This is a genomic window from Ruminococcus flavefaciens AE3010, assembly GCF_000526795.1.
Classification (GTDB): Bacteria; Bacillota; Clostridia; order Oscillospirales; family Ruminococcaceae; genus Ruminococcus; species Ruminococcus flavefaciens_D.
In genome coordinates this window covers 2,902,350-2,921,963 of the sequence record NZ_JAGT01000001.1, presented here as the reverse complement: position 1 = coordinate 2,921,963, position 19,614 = coordinate 2,902,350, and the positions used below count along the sequence as shown (strand labels likewise).

General features: G+C 49.1%; 18 protein-coding genes. 5 read left to right on the top strand and 13 right to left on the bottom strand.

All coding sequences use genetic code 11. The features are described 5' to 3' along the window. Positions 1-39 precede the first annotated feature (39 nt). The 7 genes from N774_RS0112955 to miaB form a co-directional block, all read right to left on the bottom strand. Complete coding sequence (locus N774_RS0112955) at positions 40-264, bottom strand: PF20097 family protein (RefSeq protein ID WP_024861647.1); 225 nt, start codon at positions 262-264, stop codon at positions 40-42. A gap of 38 nt (positions 265-302) precedes the next feature. Further along, positions 303-2,921 carry a DNA mismatch repair protein MutS gene (gene mutS / locus N774_RS0112950; protein ID WP_024861646.1) on the bottom strand — a complete coding sequence of 873 codons (2,619 nt, stop codon included), beginning with the start codon at positions 2,919-2,921 and terminating at the stop codon, positions 303-305. Between the two features lie 54 nt (positions 2,922-2,975). Further along, positions 2,976-3,572 carry a hypothetical protein gene (locus tag N774_RS0112945; protein ID WP_024861645.1) on the bottom strand — a complete coding sequence of 199 codons (597 nt, stop codon included), beginning with the start codon at positions 3,570-3,572 and terminating at the stop codon, positions 2,976-2,978. 8 nt (positions 3,573-3,580) lie between these two features. Next, a complete protein-coding gene (locus N774_RS0112940) occupies positions 3,581-3,988 on the bottom strand; it encodes a YlbF family regulator (protein ID WP_024861644.1) in 408 nt (135 codons plus the stop codon). A gap of 44 nt (positions 3,989-4,032) precedes the next feature. Further along, a complete protein-coding gene (locus tag N774_RS19645) occupies positions 4,033-4,437 on the bottom strand; it encodes a hypothetical protein (protein ID WP_207640555.1) in 405 nt (134 codons plus the stop codon). A 311-nt stretch (positions 4,438-4,748) separates the two neighbouring features. After that, positions 4,749-5,534, bottom strand: a complete 786-nt coding sequence (locus N774_RS0112930; protein WP_024861642.1) for a hypothetical protein — start codon at positions 5,532-5,534, stop codon at positions 4,749-4,751. A gap of 1 nt (position 5,535) precedes the next feature. Then, on the bottom strand, positions 5,536-6,915 hold the full coding sequence (gene miaB / locus N774_RS0112925; protein ID WP_024861641.1) for a tRNA (N6-isopentenyl adenosine(37)-C2)-methylthiotransferase MiaB: 1,380 nt from the start codon (positions 6,913-6,915) through the stop codon (positions 5,536-5,538). A gap of 532 nt (positions 6,916-7,447) precedes the next feature. Here miaB and N774_RS18390 point away from each other — a divergent pair. The 5 genes from N774_RS18390 (at position 7,448) to N774_RS0112900 (ending at position 13,759) form a co-directional block, all read left to right on the top strand. Next, on the top strand, positions 7,448-8,311 hold the full coding sequence (locus tag N774_RS18390) for a ComEC/Rec2 family competence protein (RefSeq protein ID WP_024861640.1): 864 nt from the start codon (positions 7,448-7,450) through the stop codon (positions 8,309-8,311). A gap of 137 nt (positions 8,312-8,448) precedes the next feature. Then, a complete protein-coding gene (locus N774_RS0112915) occupies positions 8,449-9,828 on the top strand; it encodes a diguanylate cyclase domain-containing protein (RefSeq protein ID WP_024861639.1) in 1,380 nt (459 codons plus the stop codon). A gap of 210 nt (positions 9,829-10,038) precedes the next feature. Continuing rightward, entirely contained in the window at positions 10,039-11,316 is a 1,278-nt protein-coding gene (locus N774_RS0112910; RefSeq protein ID WP_024861638.1) for an adenylosuccinate synthase, read from the top strand. A gap of 69 nt (positions 11,317-11,385) precedes the next feature. After that, positions 11,386-12,576, top strand: a complete 1,191-nt coding sequence (locus N774_RS0112905; RefSeq protein WP_024861637.1) for a transglutaminase domain-containing protein — start codon at positions 11,386-11,388, stop codon at positions 12,574-12,576. After that, complete coding sequence (locus N774_RS0112900) at positions 12,557-13,759, top strand: ABC transporter permease (protein ID WP_242836623.1); 1,203 nt, start codon at positions 12,557-12,559, stop codon at positions 13,757-13,759. Before N774_RS0112905 ends, N774_RS0112900 begins: the two co-directional genes overlap by 20 nt. A 42-nt stretch (positions 13,760-13,801) precedes the next feature. Here N774_RS0112900 and spoVM read toward each other — a convergent pair whose 3' ends face one another. The 6 genes from spoVM to rlmN form a co-directional block, all read right to left on the bottom strand. Next, positions 13,802-13,876 carry a stage V sporulation protein SpoVM gene (gene spoVM / locus N774_RS20140; RefSeq protein WP_369695093.1) on the bottom strand — a complete coding sequence of 25 codons (75 nt, stop codon included), beginning with the start codon at positions 13,874-13,876 and terminating at the stop codon, positions 13,802-13,804. A gap of 69 nt (positions 13,877-13,945) precedes the next feature. Further along, positions 13,946-14,590, bottom strand: a complete 645-nt coding sequence (locus tag N774_RS0112895; RefSeq protein WP_024861635.1) for a thiamine diphosphokinase — start codon at positions 14,588-14,590, stop codon at positions 13,946-13,948. Further along, on the bottom strand, positions 14,587-15,462 hold the full coding sequence (rsgA, locus tag N774_RS0112890) for a ribosome small subunit-dependent GTPase A (protein WP_024861634.1): 876 nt from the start codon (positions 15,460-15,462) through the stop codon (positions 14,587-14,589). Before rsgA ends, N774_RS0112895 begins: the two co-directional genes overlap by 4 nt. Beyond that, the gene (pknB, locus tag N774_RS0112885) at positions 15,462-17,813 is read right to left on the bottom strand and encodes a Stk1 family PASTA domain-containing Ser/Thr kinase (RefSeq protein WP_024861633.1); all 2,352 of its coding nucleotides are present in this window, start codon (positions 17,811-17,813) and stop codon (positions 15,462-15,464) included. Before pknB ends, rsgA begins: the two co-directional genes overlap by 1 nt. 16 nt (positions 17,814-17,829) lie before the next feature. Beyond that, positions 17,830-18,555 carry a Stp1/IreP family PP2C-type Ser/Thr phosphatase gene (locus N774_RS0112880; protein WP_024861632.1) on the bottom strand — a complete coding sequence of 242 codons (726 nt, stop codon included), beginning with the start codon at positions 18,553-18,555 and terminating at the stop codon, positions 17,830-17,832. Beyond that, positions 18,552-19,610: a 23S rRNA (adenine(2503)-C(2))-methyltransferase RlmN gene (gene rlmN, locus N774_RS0112875; RefSeq protein ID WP_024861631.1), complete on the bottom strand. Its 1,059-nt coding sequence runs from the start codon at positions 19,608-19,610 to the stop codon at positions 18,552-18,554. The genes N774_RS0112880 and rlmN overlap by 4 nt, the downstream gene beginning before the upstream one ends. Positions 19,611-19,614: the final 4 nt, after the last annotated feature.

Sequence of the window (19,614 nt, the reverse complement as noted above, 5' to 3'; positions counted from 1 at the left end):
TGCATAATGCATAATTACATTTTCTTTATAACAAAGAAATTAAAAAACAGGCGGCTTTACAGGCAGCTCTGAAAAAACAAGCTTGCAGGTCTCACAGTACCACGCTTCATTTTCCTCTGAAAGCTTAGCTTCATTACGTTTCATTTTTCCAATATCCTTTTCGTCAGTCCATACAAGGTCTGACGCAGCAATTGGATTAAGCAGGCTCGCCTTAGACCTTATCCTGCCTTTTTGCATCTTGTTTCCACAATATCTGCACTCCATGCCGTTCCCTCTTTCTTACGGGCGGATAGTATCCGCCCCTACTGTATTGCAGTAAGCATATCTTTGAGCAGCTCACGGCATTCGCTGTCGGTCAGCTCGTCGATATTGGTCTTTTCAAGCATATCCAGTGCCGCCTCGCGTCCCAGACTGCCAAAGCTTATCTGTCCCGACTCCTCACGTACTGCCGCAGGACGCTCCGCCGCATGCTGGCGCTCCATTTCTTCAAGGAGCTCCTTTGCTCTTGCGACTACCTTTGCAGGAAGTCCTGCAAGCTTTGCAACATCCACGCCGTAGCTCTCGTCCACGCCGCCGCGGACTATCTTACGCAGAAAGCGTATAGTGCCGCCGTGCTTGTTTACGGCAATGCTGTAGTTCTTAACGCCCTCCAGCTCGTTTTCAAGTCCTATAAGCTCATGGTAGTGAGTAGCGAACAGGGTCTTGCAGCCCAGCTTCTTGGAATTGCAGATGAACTCCGCAACTGCACGGGCAATGCTGACGCCGTCAAAGGTGGACGTACCGCGTCCCACCTCGTCAAGTATAACAAGGCTGTCCTTGGTGGCGTTTTTCAGTATATCCGACACCTCGCTCATTTCCACCATGAATGTGGACTGTCCCGCGGTAAGGTCGTCGGAAGCACCAACACGGGTGAATATCTTGTCCACCACGGATATCTTTGCCGAATCAGCAGGCACGAAGCAGCCTATCTGCGCCATGAGGACTATGAGAGCAGCCTGACGCATATATGTGGATTTACCCGACATATTAGGTCCCGTGATTATGGACATGCGGTCAGCCTTTGTGTCGATGTACAGGTCATTCGGCACGAACATCTCGTCAGTGAGCATGAGCTCCACAACGGGGTGGCGTCCTGCCTTTATGTCGATAGAGCCGTCAATGGCAATATCGGGCTTTATGTACTGATTTCGGAGAGCCACGTCCGCAAAGGAGCAGAGCACGTCCACAGCCGCAACTGCGGAGGCTGTTTTCTGAACGGCTTCAAGCTTTGTGGCAAGGAAGTCACGTACCTCTGCGAATATATCGGCTTCGAGAGAGAGAGCCTTGTCCTTTGCACCGAGAATGGAGTTCTCGGCATTTTTAAGCTCCTCTGTGATGAAGCGCTCGGCGTTGGCAAGGGTCTGCTTGCGTATCCAGCCCTCGGGGATAAGGTCATAGTAGGAGCGTGTGACCTCAAGATAGTAGCCGAACACGCGGTTGAAGCCTATTTTCAGGTTCTTGATGCCTGTCTTTTCCTTTTCCCGCTGCTCTATCTCGTCGATTATGCTCCTGCCGTTGTTCATTATATGGCGGAGCTCGTCAAGCTCCTTGTTGAAGCCCTCCTTGATAACGCCGCCGTCCTTTACGGATATAGGCGGCTCGTCCATAATGGCGTTCTCAACGAGGTTCACAAGCTCGTCAAGAGTTGATATCTCGTCGTTGTATCGTGCAAGGAGCTTTGAATCGCTGAGCTTTGTCAGCTCCTGTTTTATGAGGGGCAGCTGCATAGCCGTAGCGGAAAGTGATTTCAGGTCGCGGGGATTGGCGCTCTTGTACATTACCTTTGTCATAAGACGTTCAAGGTCGTAAACTCTGTCCAGCAGGTCTGTCATATCCGCAAGGACAACGCTCTTGCGGTAGAGCGCTTCAACTGCGTCAAGGCGCTCGATTATCCTTGCAGGGCTTTTCAGGGGCTGCTCTATCCAGTTTCTGAGCAGTCTGCGTCCCATTGAGGTCTTTGTGGAGTCCAGCACCCACATGAGTGAGCCCTTTTTCTCCTTGCTGCGGAGAGTTTCCGTCAGCTCAAGGTTGCGCCTTGCGTTGAGGTCAAGCCCCATGAACTGCTCCCCGTTGAGGAGCTCGATAGCGGTAAATCTTGATACCGAGGTCTTCTGGGTATCGTTTATGTAGTCGAAAAGTCCGCAGACCGCCGCGCAGTCTGCTCCGTCCTCGCTTATGCCAAGCTCGGTGACGGACTTAACGCCGAATACTGCCGCAGCCATGTCTCTGCGTGCAGAGGGAGTAAAGCATATGGTATCGCGGAGAGTTACCGCACAGGAGAGCCTTACCTTTACGAATTCCGCCGCCGCTTTCAGCGACAGGAAGTTCTGAGGGAAGATTATCTCCGCAGGCTTGCAGCGTGAAAGCTCATTGATGACACCTGCCTCCAGGTCCTTGCCCTCAAAATAGCTGAGAGCCGCTTCACCTGTGGAAAGGTCGGCAGAAGCCACGCCGCAGGTCTTGTTCTCCTCGTCGTAGAATATACTGCAAATGTAGTTGTTGCTGCCGTCGTCAAGCATACTGCTCTCGGTAAGGGTACCGGGAGTAACTACCCTGATAACGTCGCGTACAACTATGCCCTTGGTCTCGGCAGGGTCGGTGAGCTGCTCGCAGACAGCCACCTTGAAGCCCATATCTATCAGCCTCTTTATGTACATATCCGCCGCATGATAGGGTACTCCGCACATGGGAGCTCTCTCCTCAAGTCCGCAGTCCCTGCCTGTCAGTGTAAGCTCCAGAGCCTTTGATACCACTACAGCGTCGTCAAAAAACATCTCATAGAAGTCACCGAGACGGAAGAACAGTATGCAGTCCTTGTACTTGTCCTTGACCTCGAAGTACTGCTGCATCATAGGGGATATCTTACTTCTGTCGATTTCCATTGGTTTAGCTCCTTTTATCTCATTTTTCCGATTTGCGCATCAGTGCGGCAACAGTCACATTCTTTTCATATAGAATATCAGAAATGCTATGACAAAACATATCAGCATGACAAACAACACCAGTGCATACTGCTTCTTTTCAATGGTCTTTGCACTTGCATCGGAATCATCGTTTATCTGTATATTATGCTGCTTTGCCCACCTTATAAGGTCGCCGCAGCCGTCACAGCTCTTGTTGACGATAAGCACCCTCTGACCGCCTGCCATCAGCTTCAGATTGTTCAGCGAAGTCTTGCTTATCTCGGTTATCTCAGAATAGCTGTAGCTCCTGTCCTTTACGGTTATCCTGTCGCCCTCTATTTTGGCTATGACTTTTTTCTCTATGCACCAAGCGTTTATAAAGCTGAATATGGCGCATAGTACTGCCATTGCATAGCCTGATTTTTTCAGAAAAGTCATATTGAGCAGGGACTGCATAAACATAAGTCCTCCGCAAGCCAGTGCGCTCCAGGCAGCTTGCCTGTTGACCTTTACGACCTCGGCGCTGTTTCTGAGTTCAAAGCTGTACGGCGGCGCACTTCCGTCATAAAACCTTATGAGGTAATTGACCGACGCTACTTTATCATATACTGCTTTGTTATTGTTGTTCATAGTTTTTATCAGTGACAGCCCGCGCAGGAAGCACAGCTTCCCGTACAGCCTGCCTCGGGTATCTGGCAGGTCTCGGGATCCTCGCCGTTAGCGCACATGCTGATTATCTGCTGCATATTTGATACCAGCTTTTCAAGAGCCTGCTGTGCTCCCGAGAAAACTATCATTCTTGGATTCTTCATGATCTTGTTGTATACGGATTTCAGCTCTGTATCGAGAGCCTTGATGTTGTCGGAATCAGGCTCCTCTGCACTCATAGCGCTGCCAAGGTTCATTCGGAGATCCTCAAAATGAGCAATGTCCTCCTGAAGCTCCTTGTCGTCGTCGTTAGCCTTCTTAGCCAGCATGTAAGCTGTATATCTGTCGTCCTGCTGAAGAGCCTTTCCCAGCTCTCTTGTCATTTCCATAATATCCATTTTTATATTCTCCTTAAAAATATTTTTTGCTGTTGATATAATTATCAGCCGATGTTATCAAGGTAAAGTCCGTCTTTGCCTTCAAAAAGTCCGCTTTCGGGATCAATTATATATGATTTTGTCCCTCCATCGTTATACGCATGTACCGAAGCAAGCTGTATCACGTTCATTTTTTTCAATGAATCATAATAATTTCCTTCCTCATCAAGCGGAAGCTCGCTGCTTTCGTATTCGTTCAAAAGACCATCTTTCACCTTATAACGGCCTGCATACACTTTATTATCTTTATTGTTCAACAACACAAGCTCTCCATTATCCTTATCATAGGCGAAAAAAGTTCGTTTTTCCACCTCTCCCAGCAATTGTAGTTTCCCGCCTGTGTCGCAGGTATAAATAAAAGTCTTTATATCCTCATCACAAGTACCATACTCCAGTAAAAGCTCTGGCACACTGTTTGAATCAATATCTTGACAGGCATATTCTATATACACCGCGCCGTTGTTTTCCGAAGCAGTTTTGTCAAATGCTCGGCGTATCTCACTCTTATATATATCGGGATACACTTTCGTACGCTCCTCTGAGGAATAACTTGTGTCTGACTCGATTGAAAACGCGGTCTCAGAAGATCTATCAGCAGAGCTTCCCTGCTCTGTCTTTCCACAGCCTGCAATAATAACAGCTGTCAAACACATGAGTGCCACTGCTTTTTTAATTACTGTTATTTCCTTATTTTTCGGTATTATACTAAGTATCACTTATCTCATCCTATGTTATCAAGGTAAAGTCCGTCTTTTTCCTCATAGCTGCCGTTTCCGTCAGAGATATACGACTTTATTTCGCCGTTCTTGTCATACTGATGAGCTGATACATAAGGGATATATCTTATGCCCTTTTCATTGAGTACAACATCGTAGGATGGTGTCTGCTCGTCTATATTGAAGCTGTAGCTGTCGTCTGACTTTAATGTTCCGTTCTCCCATACAAAATATTCGATGCTGCAGGCTCCCATATGTCCCCATACGATAACGAAATTGCCTGTATTCTCGTCATAGGCAAAGGCAGTATGTCCGCCGCCGAACAGACCAAGGTCCTTGACCTCGCCCTCACTGTCCAGCTTATAGATATGTATCTGGAAGTCAGCCTCACAGGTGCCGTATTTCAGAATGAGCTCGGGTATGCCGTCTGCATCAAGGTCGCGGAATGCGTATTCGATACTTGCCGTGCCGTCATGTTCATTGACAGTCTCGTCAAACATACCGCGGATAAAGCTCTGATAGATAGCGGGATACATATCCATTATACCGCCTGCGGATACATTTGCTTCATGAGTGGTGGTCTCTGCCTCAGCTTCTGTTGTTGCTGCTGTAGTATCGGCAGCGGTGGTAGTTGTCTCTGCTGTTTCCGTAGTCTCCTCAGCAGCAGTGGTAACTGCGCTTGCAGGCTCTGTTGCAGCCGCAGTGCTCTCGGAGGAGCTGTCCTTCTGTGTCTTTCCGCAGCCTGCCAGAAGCAGTGCTGCAAAGCATGATAATGCGATGATCTTTTTCATTTTATATCTGTCCTTTCTTTATATGTCCTGATACAGCCCAGTTCATGGCGTCGGTTATCTCCACGTCAACGAACTGACCTATAAGGGAGCTGTCTCCCTCAAACTCAACTATTATGAACTCGCTGCTCTTTCCCGTCAGCCAGCCCTCTTTCTTCTTTGAAGCCCCCTCTGCAAGGACTCTCATAGTCCTGCCGATGAAGCGCTTGTAGTGCTCCGTGGACACCTCCCGCTGTACTTCAAGAAGCTCTCTCATGCGCCTGCCCTTTTCCTCGTCGGAAATACCGTCGGGCAGATCAGCCGCCTTTGTTCCCGAGCGCTTGGAGTAGATGAACGAGTAGATATTGTCGTACTTCACCTTTTTCACAAGGTCAAGCGTAGCGCGGAACTCCTCGTCAGTCTCATCGGGAAAGCCCACTATAAGGTCGGTAGTCAGTGAAAAATCAGGATCGCGGCTGCGTATCTCGTCCACTATGCCGAGGTACTTTTCCACGGTATAGCGGCGGTTCATTCGTTCAAGCACCGCGCTGCTGCCGCTCTGTACGGGCAGGTGCAGGTGCTTTGCCACCTTTTTGCATTCGAATATGGCGTCAATAAGCTCCTTTGAAGCGTCCTTGGGGTGGGAGGACATGAAGCGTATCCAGAAGTCGCCCTCTATCTTGTCCAGCTCACGAAGGAGCTGTGGAAAGCTCATCTCTCCTCCAAGGTCATTGCCGTAGGAGTTGACATTCTGTCCGAGGAGCATTATCTCCTTGTAGCCCTCGTTCACAAGCTGCCTTACCTCGGCGATTATATCCTCGGGACGGCGGCTGCGCTCACGTCCGCGGACATAGGGCACTATGCAGTAGGTGCAGAAGTTGTTGCAGCCGAACATTATTGGCACAGAAGCCTTGAAGCTGCTGTCGCGCACCTGCTCCGCAACCTCGGAGAAGTCATCGTACTCGCTTATATCCGCCGAGAACCTTACTCCCCTCAGCGCTTCCAGAAGCAGCCTCGGCAGGGCGCTTATGGCGGACGTTCCCAGTACGAAGTCCACCTGCGGATAGGACCTGCGTATCTTCTCGGCAATATGGCCCTGAGCCGTCATGCAGCCCGCAATGCCCATAATAAGGGACGGTTTGAGCTCCTTGAGCTTTTTCATGCTGCCCACTATGCCGAAAACTCTGTCCTCGGCGCTCTCGCGCACCGCACAGGTGTTGAGTATGATAAGGTCAGCCTCGTGCTCGTCCTCGGTGAAGCCGTAGCCCATTTTTTTCAGCAGTCCCTTTATCTTTTCGCCGTCGGACACATTCAGCTGACAGCCGAAGCTCCTGACATAGGCTTTTCGCGTATTATCGCCAAGCAGGGCGTTTATCTCACTTATTTCCGCGGTATTGTCCTTCAATTGGCAGAACCTCGCCTTCCTTGAAAATCCTGTAATAAATAATTATACCATATAATACATTATAATGCAAGCAGAGATTTGCCATGGTTTACATTCCGAGCCTGTAGGGGCGGATATTATCCGCCCGAGCATTTAGCCGTTAGCTTGTAGGGGCGATTTCCGAGCGCCCGTCAAGGGACGCCCTCTCTTACAGGGCGTCCCTCTTCTAAAAACAGTCCACTGGACTGTTTTTAGAATTCACCCTTGCGGAGCGCCTGACGAATTCGGGGCTCTGCCCCGAACCCTGCAAGGGCTGTCCCCCTAATCGGGTCCGTCCCCTCTGTCGCATTGCGACATCTCCCCACCCTGTGGGGAGTAACCCTTGACCTGACCAAAGGGAGTATACTCCCTTTGGAATCCCATTCATATTGCTCAATTTAAAAATCAAAAGCTATTGACAAATCTGCCTGTCTGAGTTAAGATTATTTTAAGTCTGAAATGATAAAGTATAAATTGTAAAAGTGTATCTGCACTTCAGAAAGGGGAAATAAATATGCTTAATATAAAGAAGACCGCAGCTCTGCTGCTTTCATCGGTTTTAGCCGCTTCATCACTGTTTGCCTGCAATGAGAAGCAGTCAGGCGGCAAAGCGAATGCCAGTGACCTTAAAGTGACCTTTTTCGACGTGGGAAAGGCTGATGCCATGGTGCTCCAGTCGGAGACAGCCACTGTAGTCATCGACTGCGGCGAAAAGGGCGACGGCAAGAATATCTCCAATCTGCTCAAAGACAGCGACACCACCGTTATCGACTACCTTATCATAACCCATTTCGATAAAGACCACGTCGGCGGAGCTTCAAAGGTGCTGAAATCATTCGAGGTCAAGAACGTTCTCACTCCCGACTATGAGGGAAATGTGGAGGAATACGAGAAGTTTGAGGAGACTCTTACAGGCGTCAGCACCAATGTCATGAAGTTGAAAGAGGACGTCTCATTTACCCTCGACGACGTGGACTATACCGTATACGCGCCGAAAAAGGACTTCTACGGCGACGGCGACAGCGCCGAGAACAACTTCTCGCTGGTCACAAAGGCAGTTCACCACGACAATACCCTGCTGTTCACAGGCGACGCCATGGAGGAGAGGCTTGACGAGATAATGGATATCGGCAAATGCACGCTTCTCAAAGTCCCGTACCACGGCAGAAAGCTGGATAATCTGGACGATTTTCTCAAAGCTACAGAGCCGAAATGCGCTGTGGTATGCACTTCGAGCAGCGAATTCTCGGGCAAGATGCAGGACCTGCTGAAAAAGAGAGGCATAACCACTTATGCTACCTGCTTCAACGGTGACATAACCGCAGTCAGTGACGGCAGTCAGATAAAGATCGACGCTGAAAAGGGCTCTTCTTTGTAATATCTCACAAAAAAAAGCGGCACTGTCGCTTTTTTTTGTTATCTTTGGTTGACAACCCCTATAACAAAATGATATAATCATCATATAGAGTTATTATTTAATATATATTATTTATTGTTTTTTTGGGGGGAATCATTATGGGCAACAACGAAAACAGAATACGCTCAAGCAAACGCAACTTCATTTTAGCTCTCATTTTGCTGATGCTGACAAATACGCTTATGGCTTTTACTCTTTCCGCACTTGCGAAAAAGAACCTGCGCGAACAAATAAATCAGCGTATGCTTGATGTCTCAAACACTGCGGCATATATGCTCAACGGCGACGAGCTTGAAGAATTAAAAGCCGAGGATAAAGGCACGGAAAGCTACAATAAAGCCCTCGGTATCCTCAGATCTTTTCAGGAAAACATAGAACTTGACTATATTTACGGTATAAGACAGGAGGCTGACGGGTCATTCTCCTTCACCATTGACCCTGCCGAAGAAGACCCCGGTGAATTCGGCGCTCCCATTGTCTCAACCGAAGCGCTCAGAAACGCCGCCAATGGTATAGCCGACGTAGATAAAAAAGCATACTCCGATGAATGGGGACGCTTCTATTCGGCATACAGCCCTGTTTTCAACTCTGAGGGCAAGGTGGCAGGCATAGTCGGAGTGGATTTCAACGCGGACTGGTACGACGGTAAGCTGAACAATAATAGGGTCATATCCCTTGTTATCCTCATGATGGCTCTGTCGGTAGGTATCGTCCTTTCGTTCATTATCCTTTCTCAGAACAGAAAGCGCTTTTCCGCAATGTTCAAGGAGCTCGACCAGCTCAACGACGCTGCCGAAAGGATAAACGCCACCCTGTTGCAGACCTCAATAAAAAAGCTGGATTTTCTGCCCGAAAGTGAAAGAGCTCTGCTCAAAACGCTTGCAAACGGTGAGGAAAACAAGCAGGTTGTTCACGATGAGTATGCCGAAATGACATCAAATCTGCAATCCGTTTATCAGAAGCTGGATAAATACTCAAAATACATAGAGAATAACGTCTACAAGGACGAGCTCACACACACCTTTAACAAGGCGGCTTATAAAAACGCTATCAGAGAACTTGACGAGGATATAAAAAACGGTGAACCCAAATTCTCAGTCGCCTTTTTCGACCTGAACGGTCTGGATCACATAAATGCGCACTTCGGTTTTGAAGCAGGCGACGAGCTTATGTTCCATTCCGCAAGACTTCTGAAAAAGGTATTCGGAAAAGACAATATCTACCGTGTCATCGGTGATGAGTTCATCGCTATCATGCGTGACAAGGGCACCATTGATATGGATGAGCTTTTCCAGAGCTTTGACTACGAACTGAGAGAATTCAACAACAGCAAAAAGAGCGTTCATGAACTGGGCATCGCTAAGGGAACCTGCTCATACAAACCTGATAAATATGATAATTACCGCCATGTCTTTATTACAGCAAGAGAGCGTATGTTCAAGGACAAGGAAAGATACTATCGTAACAAACAAAAATGATAAAATCGGCGTGACGGCTCGGCTCTGTCGCGCCGATTTTTGCTCCATGACCACTAATAACTTGTTTCTACAGCAATTATCGCCTGCAATTCAGCAATATTTACTGTTGCATTTTCTATAATAGTATGTTATAATGTATTGTAAGCGTGCATTTTTGGCAGATAAGGCTCTGCCTGCACAAATTTTAATATTATGAAAAGAGGAAAACAAATGCCTGCAAATATTGTAGTCGGAACTCAATGGGGAGACGAAGGAAAGGGCAAGATCATCGATATCCTTGCTTCCCGCGCAGACGTTGTAGTACGCTCACAGGGCGGCAACAACGCAGGTCACACTGTTGTAAATAACGGTGAGGTATACAAGCTTCACCTTGTACCATCGGGTATTCTCTACCCCAACGCCCTCAACCTCATCGGCGCAGGTGTAGTTCTTGATCCTAAGGACTTTATCGGCGAGCTTGACAGCCTTGAATCAAGAGGCATCAAGACTCAGGGACACCTTAAAGTAGACCCCCGTGCTCAGATCGTTATGCCTTGGCATATCGCTCTCGACGGTCTTTCAGAGGCTTTCCGCGGCGGCAAGGACATCGGTACTACCAAGAGAGGCATTGGTCCTACATATATGGATAAATACGAGCGCTGCGGCATTCGTATGTACGATCTCGTTCACCCCGAGGTACTGGCTGAGAAGATACAGTCCACAGGCAAGCTGAAGAACGAGATAATCACAAAGGTATACGGCGGTGAGGCTTTCGACCTTGACGCTGTTACAAAGGAATACACAGAGTACGGCAAGAGACTTCTCCCCTACATGGACGATGTTTCCGTACTCACATTCGAGGCTCACAAGGCAGGCAAGACCATCATGTTCGAGGGCGCTCAGGCTACTCTCCTTGATATCGACTTCGGTACATACCCTTACGTTACATCTTCGCACCCCCTCTCAGCAGGCGTTTGCGTAGGTACAGGCGTAGGTCCCAAGGTCATCACAAACATCATCGGTGTTGCCAAGGCTTATACTACCCGTGTAGGCAAGGGACCCTTCCCAACAGAGCTTGACGACGCTATCGGCGATCAGATCAGAAACGTTGGCGGCGAGTTCGGTACTACCACAGGCAGACCAAGAAGAACAGGCTGGTTCGATGCAGTTATCGTCCGCCACTCAGTAAGAGTAAACGGCCTTGACAGCCTTGCTATCAACAAGCTTGATACTCTCGCCAATATAGATACACTCAAAATGTGCGTAGCTTACAAGAAGCCCGACGGCAGCATAATCAAGGAGTTCCCGCCCACACTGGAAGAGCTTGAGGGCTGCCAGCCTATCTACGAGGAGTTCCCCGGCTTTACCGAGGACATCTCAAAGTGCACAAGCTTCGACGAGCTCCCTGCTAACTGCAAGAGCTATATCGCACGCCTTGAAGAGCTGGTAGGCTGCCATGTAAGCATGGTAGGTATCGGTCCTGACAGAGCACAGATACTGGAAAGATAAACATTAAACGTCAGCCGCTTCGGCGGCTGTTCGCTTATCAGCCCGCTTTTTCATGAAAGGAGGCTTTGTATGAAATTCTCCGCAAAAAAACTTGCGATCGTCTCAGCACTCGTTGTTCTCAGCGCATTCTCTGCGCCATGCAGAGCTTTTGCCGCACAGACGTCCGTACCTCAGATATCACAGAACTGCGTATTCAGCTCCACTGACGACGCTGCTCAGCAGATGAGAGCGTACCTTAAAGAGCACAGCTCTGATTTTGAAATAGAAATAAGCGCAAACGTGGCTCCAAAAGAAACTGTGGGACAGATCATGATATACAAAGCCTTTGATGAAACAGGCAATGGCTCAGAGGGCGATTATCTCCGCTTCGGAGTAAAAAAGCTGAACTGCAAGATATACCTGAAGAATGATTCCTACAGGCTCGTCTATCATATCGATTACTATACCACTGCCGAGGAGGAGGAAAAGCTCACTCAGAAGACCGATGAGCTTTTAGCTTCTTTCCATACCGACGGGCTTTCGGACTACAACAAAGCCCTGCTTATCTACAGATATGTCACATCAAAGGTCACATATTCCTCCGACATATCCGACAAATACGCCTATACAGCGTACAGCGCAATGGAAAACGGCAATGCCGTATGTCAGGGAGTTGCACAGCTTCTCTACAGACTTTATAACGATTCGGGGATACCCTGCCGTATCATCGCAGGTGTCGCCCGTGACTCCGACGGAGTCCGCGAGGACAGCTACCACGTATGGCTGCTGACAAAAATAGACGGTAAGTACTACCTCTCCGACCCCACATGGGATCTGAGCGCGGTAAATGACAACTTCCGCTATTTCCTCAAGGGCAGCGATGAATTCGACAATGTTTCCAATATGAAGCATATCCCTCAGAACGATAACGGTCTGACCTTTCCCGAATATAACTCCGACGAATTCCAAAGCGCCTACCCCGTAACTGCCGCAAACGCTCCTCAGCCCGGATGCAGCAGCGGAGACATAGACGGCAGCGGCAGCATAAATGCTCTGGACGCTTCTTTCATACTCAGCGACTATTCGCGCTTTTCAACCTGCGGCATGAGCGCACTGACTATCTCGCAGAAAAGCTTCGCCGACGTAAACAATGACAACAGCGTCAATGCTGTGGACGCTTCCTGCGTCCTTGCTTATTACGCTTACAGCTCCTGCGGCGGCAAGGACTCCATAGATGATTATATTAAAAACGAGGTGTTGAATGATGTACGACGAAAATAATCCGATCGGCGCAATGCCCGAGGAGATAAACTACGACCCCAATGTCCCCAGAAAGGACGCTCCTACAGGAGTGACTGCTCCCGTACTGGACGACTTTGGATACGCTGCTCCAACAGCTAAAAAGGACGGCCCTACAGGCGTTTCCGCTCCTGTACTTGATGATATGGCTTCATTCGGCTCAGGCGCAGAAAAAAAAGGTGCTCCCACAGGAGTATCCGCACCTGTGCTTGACGATAACATACCGTACTACGGCGAGAAAAAGGGGGCTCCCACAGGTGTGTCCGCTCCCGTGCTCGATGACGACTCAGCACCGTATACCCGTGAAAAGCTCGTGCTCTCAGACGATGACATAATAAACGGACTTACCCCCGACCTCAGAGCAAAATTTGACGCTCTCCCTGCTGACAAGCAGCAGCAGATAATCGACATGAGAAGAACTCAGCTGGGCGCAGTTGCTCCTCCTGCACAGGTATCAGCACCTGTACTGGACGAGGATAACTACACTCCTCCTCCGAAAAAGGAAGAGCCCAAGCAGCCCGAAGCTCCCGTTTCAGCTCCCATACTGGACGACGAGCCCGAGCCCCCGAAGTATCAGCCCAAATACGTTGACGAGGACCTTGAAAGAGCAAAGGCTGAGGCTTCCAAAAAGGCTGTCTCATCACAGCTGGTATCAGACCAGAAGGACTCAAAGGCAAGCCTGCAAATGATGCTCCAGCTCAAGGAAGAGGCTCGTCAGAGAGAAGCCGAAAAGGGCTTCAAGCTGTGCATAGTACTTGCAGTGGTAGGTGTTATCACAGCAGTAGTATTCCTGCTGCTCTATTCGGGAGAATTCTTTGGTCTGGGATACAAAAACGGACTTGACGGCATCAATAAGACACTTCAGAACTCCTCGCTCTATATTGCGGGGATCGTAGGAATATGCACCCTTTCTCTCATAGCAGGCATAAAGGGCTTGAAGTCACTCTGCTCAGTGGTTCTCCTTTTATTCGGCATAGTGCAGATATTCCCCGGACTCCCCATGATACCCCAACATAAAGGCAGCATGGTGCTTGTACTTGTGCTGTATGCACTGTCACTGGCAGGAACCGTATTTACATTCTTTATGCTCTCGGGCAGTGAGGCTGTAGGACTTTACTTTACAAGAAACGACAAGCCCCGCAACAGACACGAAGACGAATATTGATAAAAAACGGCGTGATAGATAATATCACGCCGTTTGTTTTAATTATTGTTCTTCCTTTTTTATACCGAATATGGCTCTTAGTATGCCCGATATGAACTTCGGGCTCCTTATGACCACTATCTTCAATATGTATCCCCCCTTTGCAGGATATACCTCATTATATTCAGCAAAGGGGCATTTTGTTCATCAGAACTTGGGAGTGATTATGACAAGTGCAAGACCGTCCTTTATGCGCAGAACAGCCTCATCTCCCTCTATCTCGTTGCTCACGCCTATAGGGAAGGACTGCACCATGCGGTAGTCCTCAAGAGGATACTTGACCCCTCTGAGGTACTCAACGCCAACGCTCTCGGTCAGTGCGAATACAGAGAGATACACTCCCCCGTTCATATTCTTATAGGTGACCGCGCCCTCGTCGGCTTCCTGCACCAGCAGGTGGCTCTCGCCCATTATTTCAAGGTGACAGCCCTGCTGAAGAGCGTATATCATCGCCTGTATATTTGCAAAGCTGTGCTCAAAGCGCTTTCCGCCAAGAGCTCCGTACAGGTCTATATGGCTGTAGCCAAGCTCTATAGCCTTTTTTATTGCCATAAGGGTATCGGTGTCGTCCTTTTCGGGGACGCTTCTGAGCTCCTCGACACCCTTGGGAAGCTCCTCGCCGTAGGAATCGAAATCCCCCACTATGACATCGGGGATTATCCCCAGCCTTACAGCATGTCTGTAGCCGCAGTCGGCACAGATAAAGCAATTGTATTTCTCCCAGTATGACGCCTTTTTGTACTGATCCATGTCAGGCATATCTCCGCCTGCAAATATTGCGCATCTTCTCATTTGAGCTCCCACTCCTTTATCTGCTTTGCTTCTTCATACATGGTCTTATAGCTTTCATGGCGGCTTCGGGAGATATCTCCCTTTTCAACTGCTTCAACTACCGCACAGCCCTTTTCGCATAGGTGTGCGCAGTCTCTGAAACGGCACTTGTCCGTAAGTCCGCCGAACTCACGGAAGCAGCCAGCCAGCTCCTCCTTGCGGATAATGTCATAGCGGTTGGTCTCAAAGGTGGAAAAACCGGGGGTATCGGCAATATAACCTCCGCCGCTGAGCTTATAGAGCTCCGCATGACGGGTGGTATGTCTGCCTCTGCCAAGCTTTCGGCTTATCTCACCTGTGGCTATATTCAGTGTGGGGTCAACAGCGTTGAGCAGCGTGGACTTGCCTGCTCCCGAATTGCCCGTAAAGGCGCTTATCTTACCGCTTAGCAGCTGACTCACTCTCTCCACCGAGGCTTCATCGTCATAGCTTATCTCAGCCACATCTATGCCGATGCCGGCGTAAATCTCATGTATGGGACGGCTGTCCCCAAGGTCTGTTTTGGTTATGACCACTACAGGGGTAATGCCCTTGTACTCCGCAATGGCTATGAACTTGTCCAGAATAAGATAATTCGGGGCAGGCTCACAGGTGGACACTATGAATATGAGCTGGTCGAGATTTGCAAGAGGAGGTCTTATGATACAGTTTTTTCGCGGAGCTATCTCCGTGATGACGCCGTCCTCCACGTCAACGCGGTCCCCCACGCAGGGACTTATCCCTCTGTTGCGGAAAACTCCCCTCGCCTTGCACTCATATATACCGTCAGGGGACTCTACACTGTAGAGTCCCCCTAAGCATTTAATAATTATTCCGCTGAACTTATCGCTCATCAATTAAACCATTTCCAGACAGTCTGACCGTCTTCCTGAGTTTCCCAGTTTCCGTTTATACCTGCCTGATAGTCTTCCCAGCCATCTGGAGTATTAGGACGATTCCATTCACCGTTGACACCGGGAACACGGTCATCGTTCTGTGTCGGTTGTTCCTGCTGCTGTTGTGTAGTAGCCGGTGGCGGAGCCTCTGTTGTAGGCTCTTCCTTCTTGAATGCGCCTACCTGCTCAAATGCGTTCCATGCATTTTCGCTGTCTGTTGTATATGTGCCCTTAGCAAAGTTCAGTGTATAGCTTCCGTAGTTTGCCTTTGCACCTGTTGAGAGGTTTGAAAGGATAGCAGTAGCTCTTACGCTCTGTCCCGAACCCTCGATAGGCAGTGAGTAGCCTGACATCTCAGGACAAACAAGAGTACCTGTTGATACAGCCTTTGTCTTGTTCTTCTCATCTGTGAGGATAAAGTCGATGCTGAATCTTCCGTTTGCCTCACCGGGGAAGCTGAGGTCTATTTCTACCTTGCCGTTGGGGATAGTACCGTCGCTGACATAGAGAGTGATCTCTGAACCTGCCTCGATCTTTGTGCCCTTCTTAGGCTCCTGATCTACAACGATACCCTCCTTCTCATATGAAGGTGTAGGCTCTGTCTTAACATTGAGGTTTTTATAGCCTGCAAGGATAGCAGCGTCCTCTGCTGTCTTGCCGATATAGTCCTCCATAGTGATCTGCTCTGCGTTAGCACCCATGCTGACGTAGAGTACGACTGTTGTGCCCTTGTGGACCTCTGTGCCCTCCTCAGGCTCTGACTTTATAACGTAATTGGGCTTTATCTCAGCATCGGAGGTCTTCTGCACAGTGAATTGCAGTCCGCGTTCCTTGAGCTGAGTCTTTACAAGCTCAACATTTACATCTCGTACATGAGGTACTTCGACGGTCTCCATACCCTTACTGATAACAACCTTGCAGACATCGCCCTTGTTGAATACAGCGCCCTTTTCGATGCTCTGCTTGATGATAGTACCCTCGTCTGCTTCGTTGTATTCCTGACTCTCGATCTCAAACTTGATATCGCCGCTGTAGGCTGCATAAGCCTGATTATAATCCCAGCCGTAGAGGTCGGGCATTGTCTTGCCGTTCTTGTTAGCGCTGTTTCTGAGAAGTCCGCTGAGCATAGTTGCAACGAAGATCACCGCAACTATGATAACTACTACGACTACAGCCGTGAGTACGGGGACTACCAGTGAAGAACGTTCTTCCTCCTCGTCGTCATCGTCCTCGTCGTCATCATATCCGTCATCGTAATTGTCGGTATAAGCGTCGTTGTATCTCTGTGATACAGAGCCGCCCGAAGAATATCCCGAGCCTGCACCTGCTGCGGCAGCTGCTGCCACAGGAGCCTTAGCCTTTGCTGCATAAGCATTGGCAACTTCCTGTCTGCTCTCGGACTGTACCTCGGTGCCTGCATTTGAGTCAAGGAGCTCCTCTTCCTCATCGCCCTCTTCTGTATAGTAACCGAAGGATATGCTGGGATCAGCCTTGAAGGCTTCGATATCGCTTATCATCTCGGCAGTTGTCTGGTATCTGTCCTCGGGAGCCTTTTCCATAGCTCTGAGAACTATTTCCTCAAGGCCGTCAGGGATATCGGGATTGATAGCTCTGGGGCGCTCGGGAATATCATGCATATGCATTACTGCGATAGCAACGGGGTTATCGCTGTCAAAGGGCTTCTTGCCTGTGAGCATCTCGTACATCATAGCGCCCACGGAGTAGATATCGCTCTTTGCGTCGGTAACGTTTCCGCTTGCCTGCTCGGGGCTGATATAGTGAACGCTTCCGATAGCCTGATCGGTAGCGGTCTTGCCCTCCTCACGGGCGAACTTTGCGATGCCGAAATCCATGACCTTGATAGTGCCGTCAGTGAACATCATAATGTTCTGGGGCTTGATATCACGGTGAACTATGCCCTTGTCGTGAGCGTGCTGGAGAGCACGGAGTATCTGTATAACAAAGTGTACGGTGTCCTTCCATGTGAGCACCTTTTCCTCTTCGATATACTCCTTGAGAGTGATACCGTCGATGTACTCCATAACGATATACTGTATCTTCTCGGAGAAGCCAACGTCGTATATCTTTACGATATTGGGATGCGAGAGAACCGCGATAGCCTTTGACTCATTGCGGAAGCGGCGGAGAAACTCCTCGTTCTCTGCGAATTCCTTTTTGAGTATCTTAATGGCAACAGTCTTGTTGTCGATAACATCGACGCCCTTGTAGACCTCAGCCATACCTCCCACGCCGATAAGCTCGGTTATCTCGTATCTTCCGTCGAGCTTCTTGCCAATATTCTTGTCCATTTCCTTTCCTCCTGCGTTAGTCAGAAATTACCGCAACAGTTACATTATCGCGGCCGCCCTTGGTGAGAGCTAATTTTATAAGTTGATCTGCGGCGTCATCAAAATCTGAATTTAGAATAACGCCGTATATTTCATCATCACTGCAATATCCCGAAAGGCCGTCCGAGCACAGCAGCAGACTTATCTTATCCTCATAGTCGAGCATGAACGTGTCGGTGAGCACCGTTTTATCCACGCCTACCGCTCGTACAAGCATATGCTTCTGAGGGTGGACCTCCATTTCCTCCTCGGTTATCTTGCCCTGTTCAAAGAGCACCGAGGCTACGTTGTGGTCAGTTGTTATTCTTACAAGACCCGTGTCGGTGATGAGATAGGCTCTGCTGTCGCCGACGTTGGCAATGAAGGCTGTTTTCTTTGTGACAAAGGCAGCTACACAGGTAGTCCCCATGCCGAAGTTCTTGAAATCGAACCTCGCCCGTGTATATATCACGGAATTTGCTGCCGACATTGAGGAGATAAGGAGCTTGCGGATGTCCTCATCGCTGAGACTTTCCTTATAATCAGCCGAAAAACGCTGGAAGAATTCTTCTATGGCGAGTTCGCTGGCTTCCTTGCCAGCTCTTTCGCCGCCCATACCGTCGCACACGACGGCGAGCACATTATGGCCGAAATATTCGCATCTGACCGCGTCCTGGTTTTCCTCGCGCTTCAGACCGATATCCGTGCCGTAGCGAAACCTCAAGTATCCGCACCCCCATTCTGTTGACTTTGCGCAGCAGCGTCACGTCTGAGCTGTCCGCACGCCGCTTCTATATCGCTGCCGAGAGTTCTTCTCACGGTAGCGTTTATTCCCCGCCTGCCCAGCTGCTTTGCGAATTCCGCAACGCCCGAGCGGGCTGTATGATAATTTCTTTCCCTTACCTTATTAACGGGAATAAGGTTCACATGGCAGTTCATGCCCCGCAGCAGCTTTGCCAGCTTGTCGGCGTCCGCCGCGGAATTGTTCACATCGTCGATGACGGCGTACTCAAAGGTTACGCGGCGCCCCGTTTTGTCGATGTAATATCTGCAAGCCTCGATAAGGCTTGGAAGCTCGTATTTTTTGTTCACGGGCATTATCTCGCTTCTGCCCTCGTTGTCTGCACAGTGGAGGGACACCGAAAGCGTGAGCTGCAGCTTCTTATCAGCCAGCTCATAGATACGCGGTACGATACCGCAGGTAGACAGCGACACATGACGAAGGCTCATATCGTTGCCGTCCTTGTGGGAGAGCAAGCTGAGAAACTTCATAACGTTGTCAAAGTTGTCAAGGGGCTCGCCGATGCCCATGAGTACCACCCCAGAGACCTTTTTGCCCGAGTCCCTCTCAGCCTCATATATCTGCATGAGTATCTCCGAGGGAGCAAGGCTTCTCACGTAGCCTGCTATTGCAGACGCGCAAAAACGGCAGCCCATTTTGCACCCCACCTGAGTGGACACACAGATACTGTATCCGTAGCTGTATTCCATCAGAACGGTCTCCACAAAATTGCCGTCAGAAAGCCTATAAAGATATTTTACCGTATTATCTATAGCAGATTCAAGCTTTTTCTGTATAAATAGTCCATTTATACAAAATTTTTCTTTTAAAGTACTGCGCAATTGGATAGATATATCAGACATTTTGTCGAAATCAAGGACTCTTTTTACGTGAAGCCACTGGAATATCTGCTTTGCGCGGAATTTCTTCTCTCCCAGAGCAGTAAGAGCTTCCGTAAGTTCGTCCAGATCAAGACTGAGAATATCTACTTTTTCCAATTTA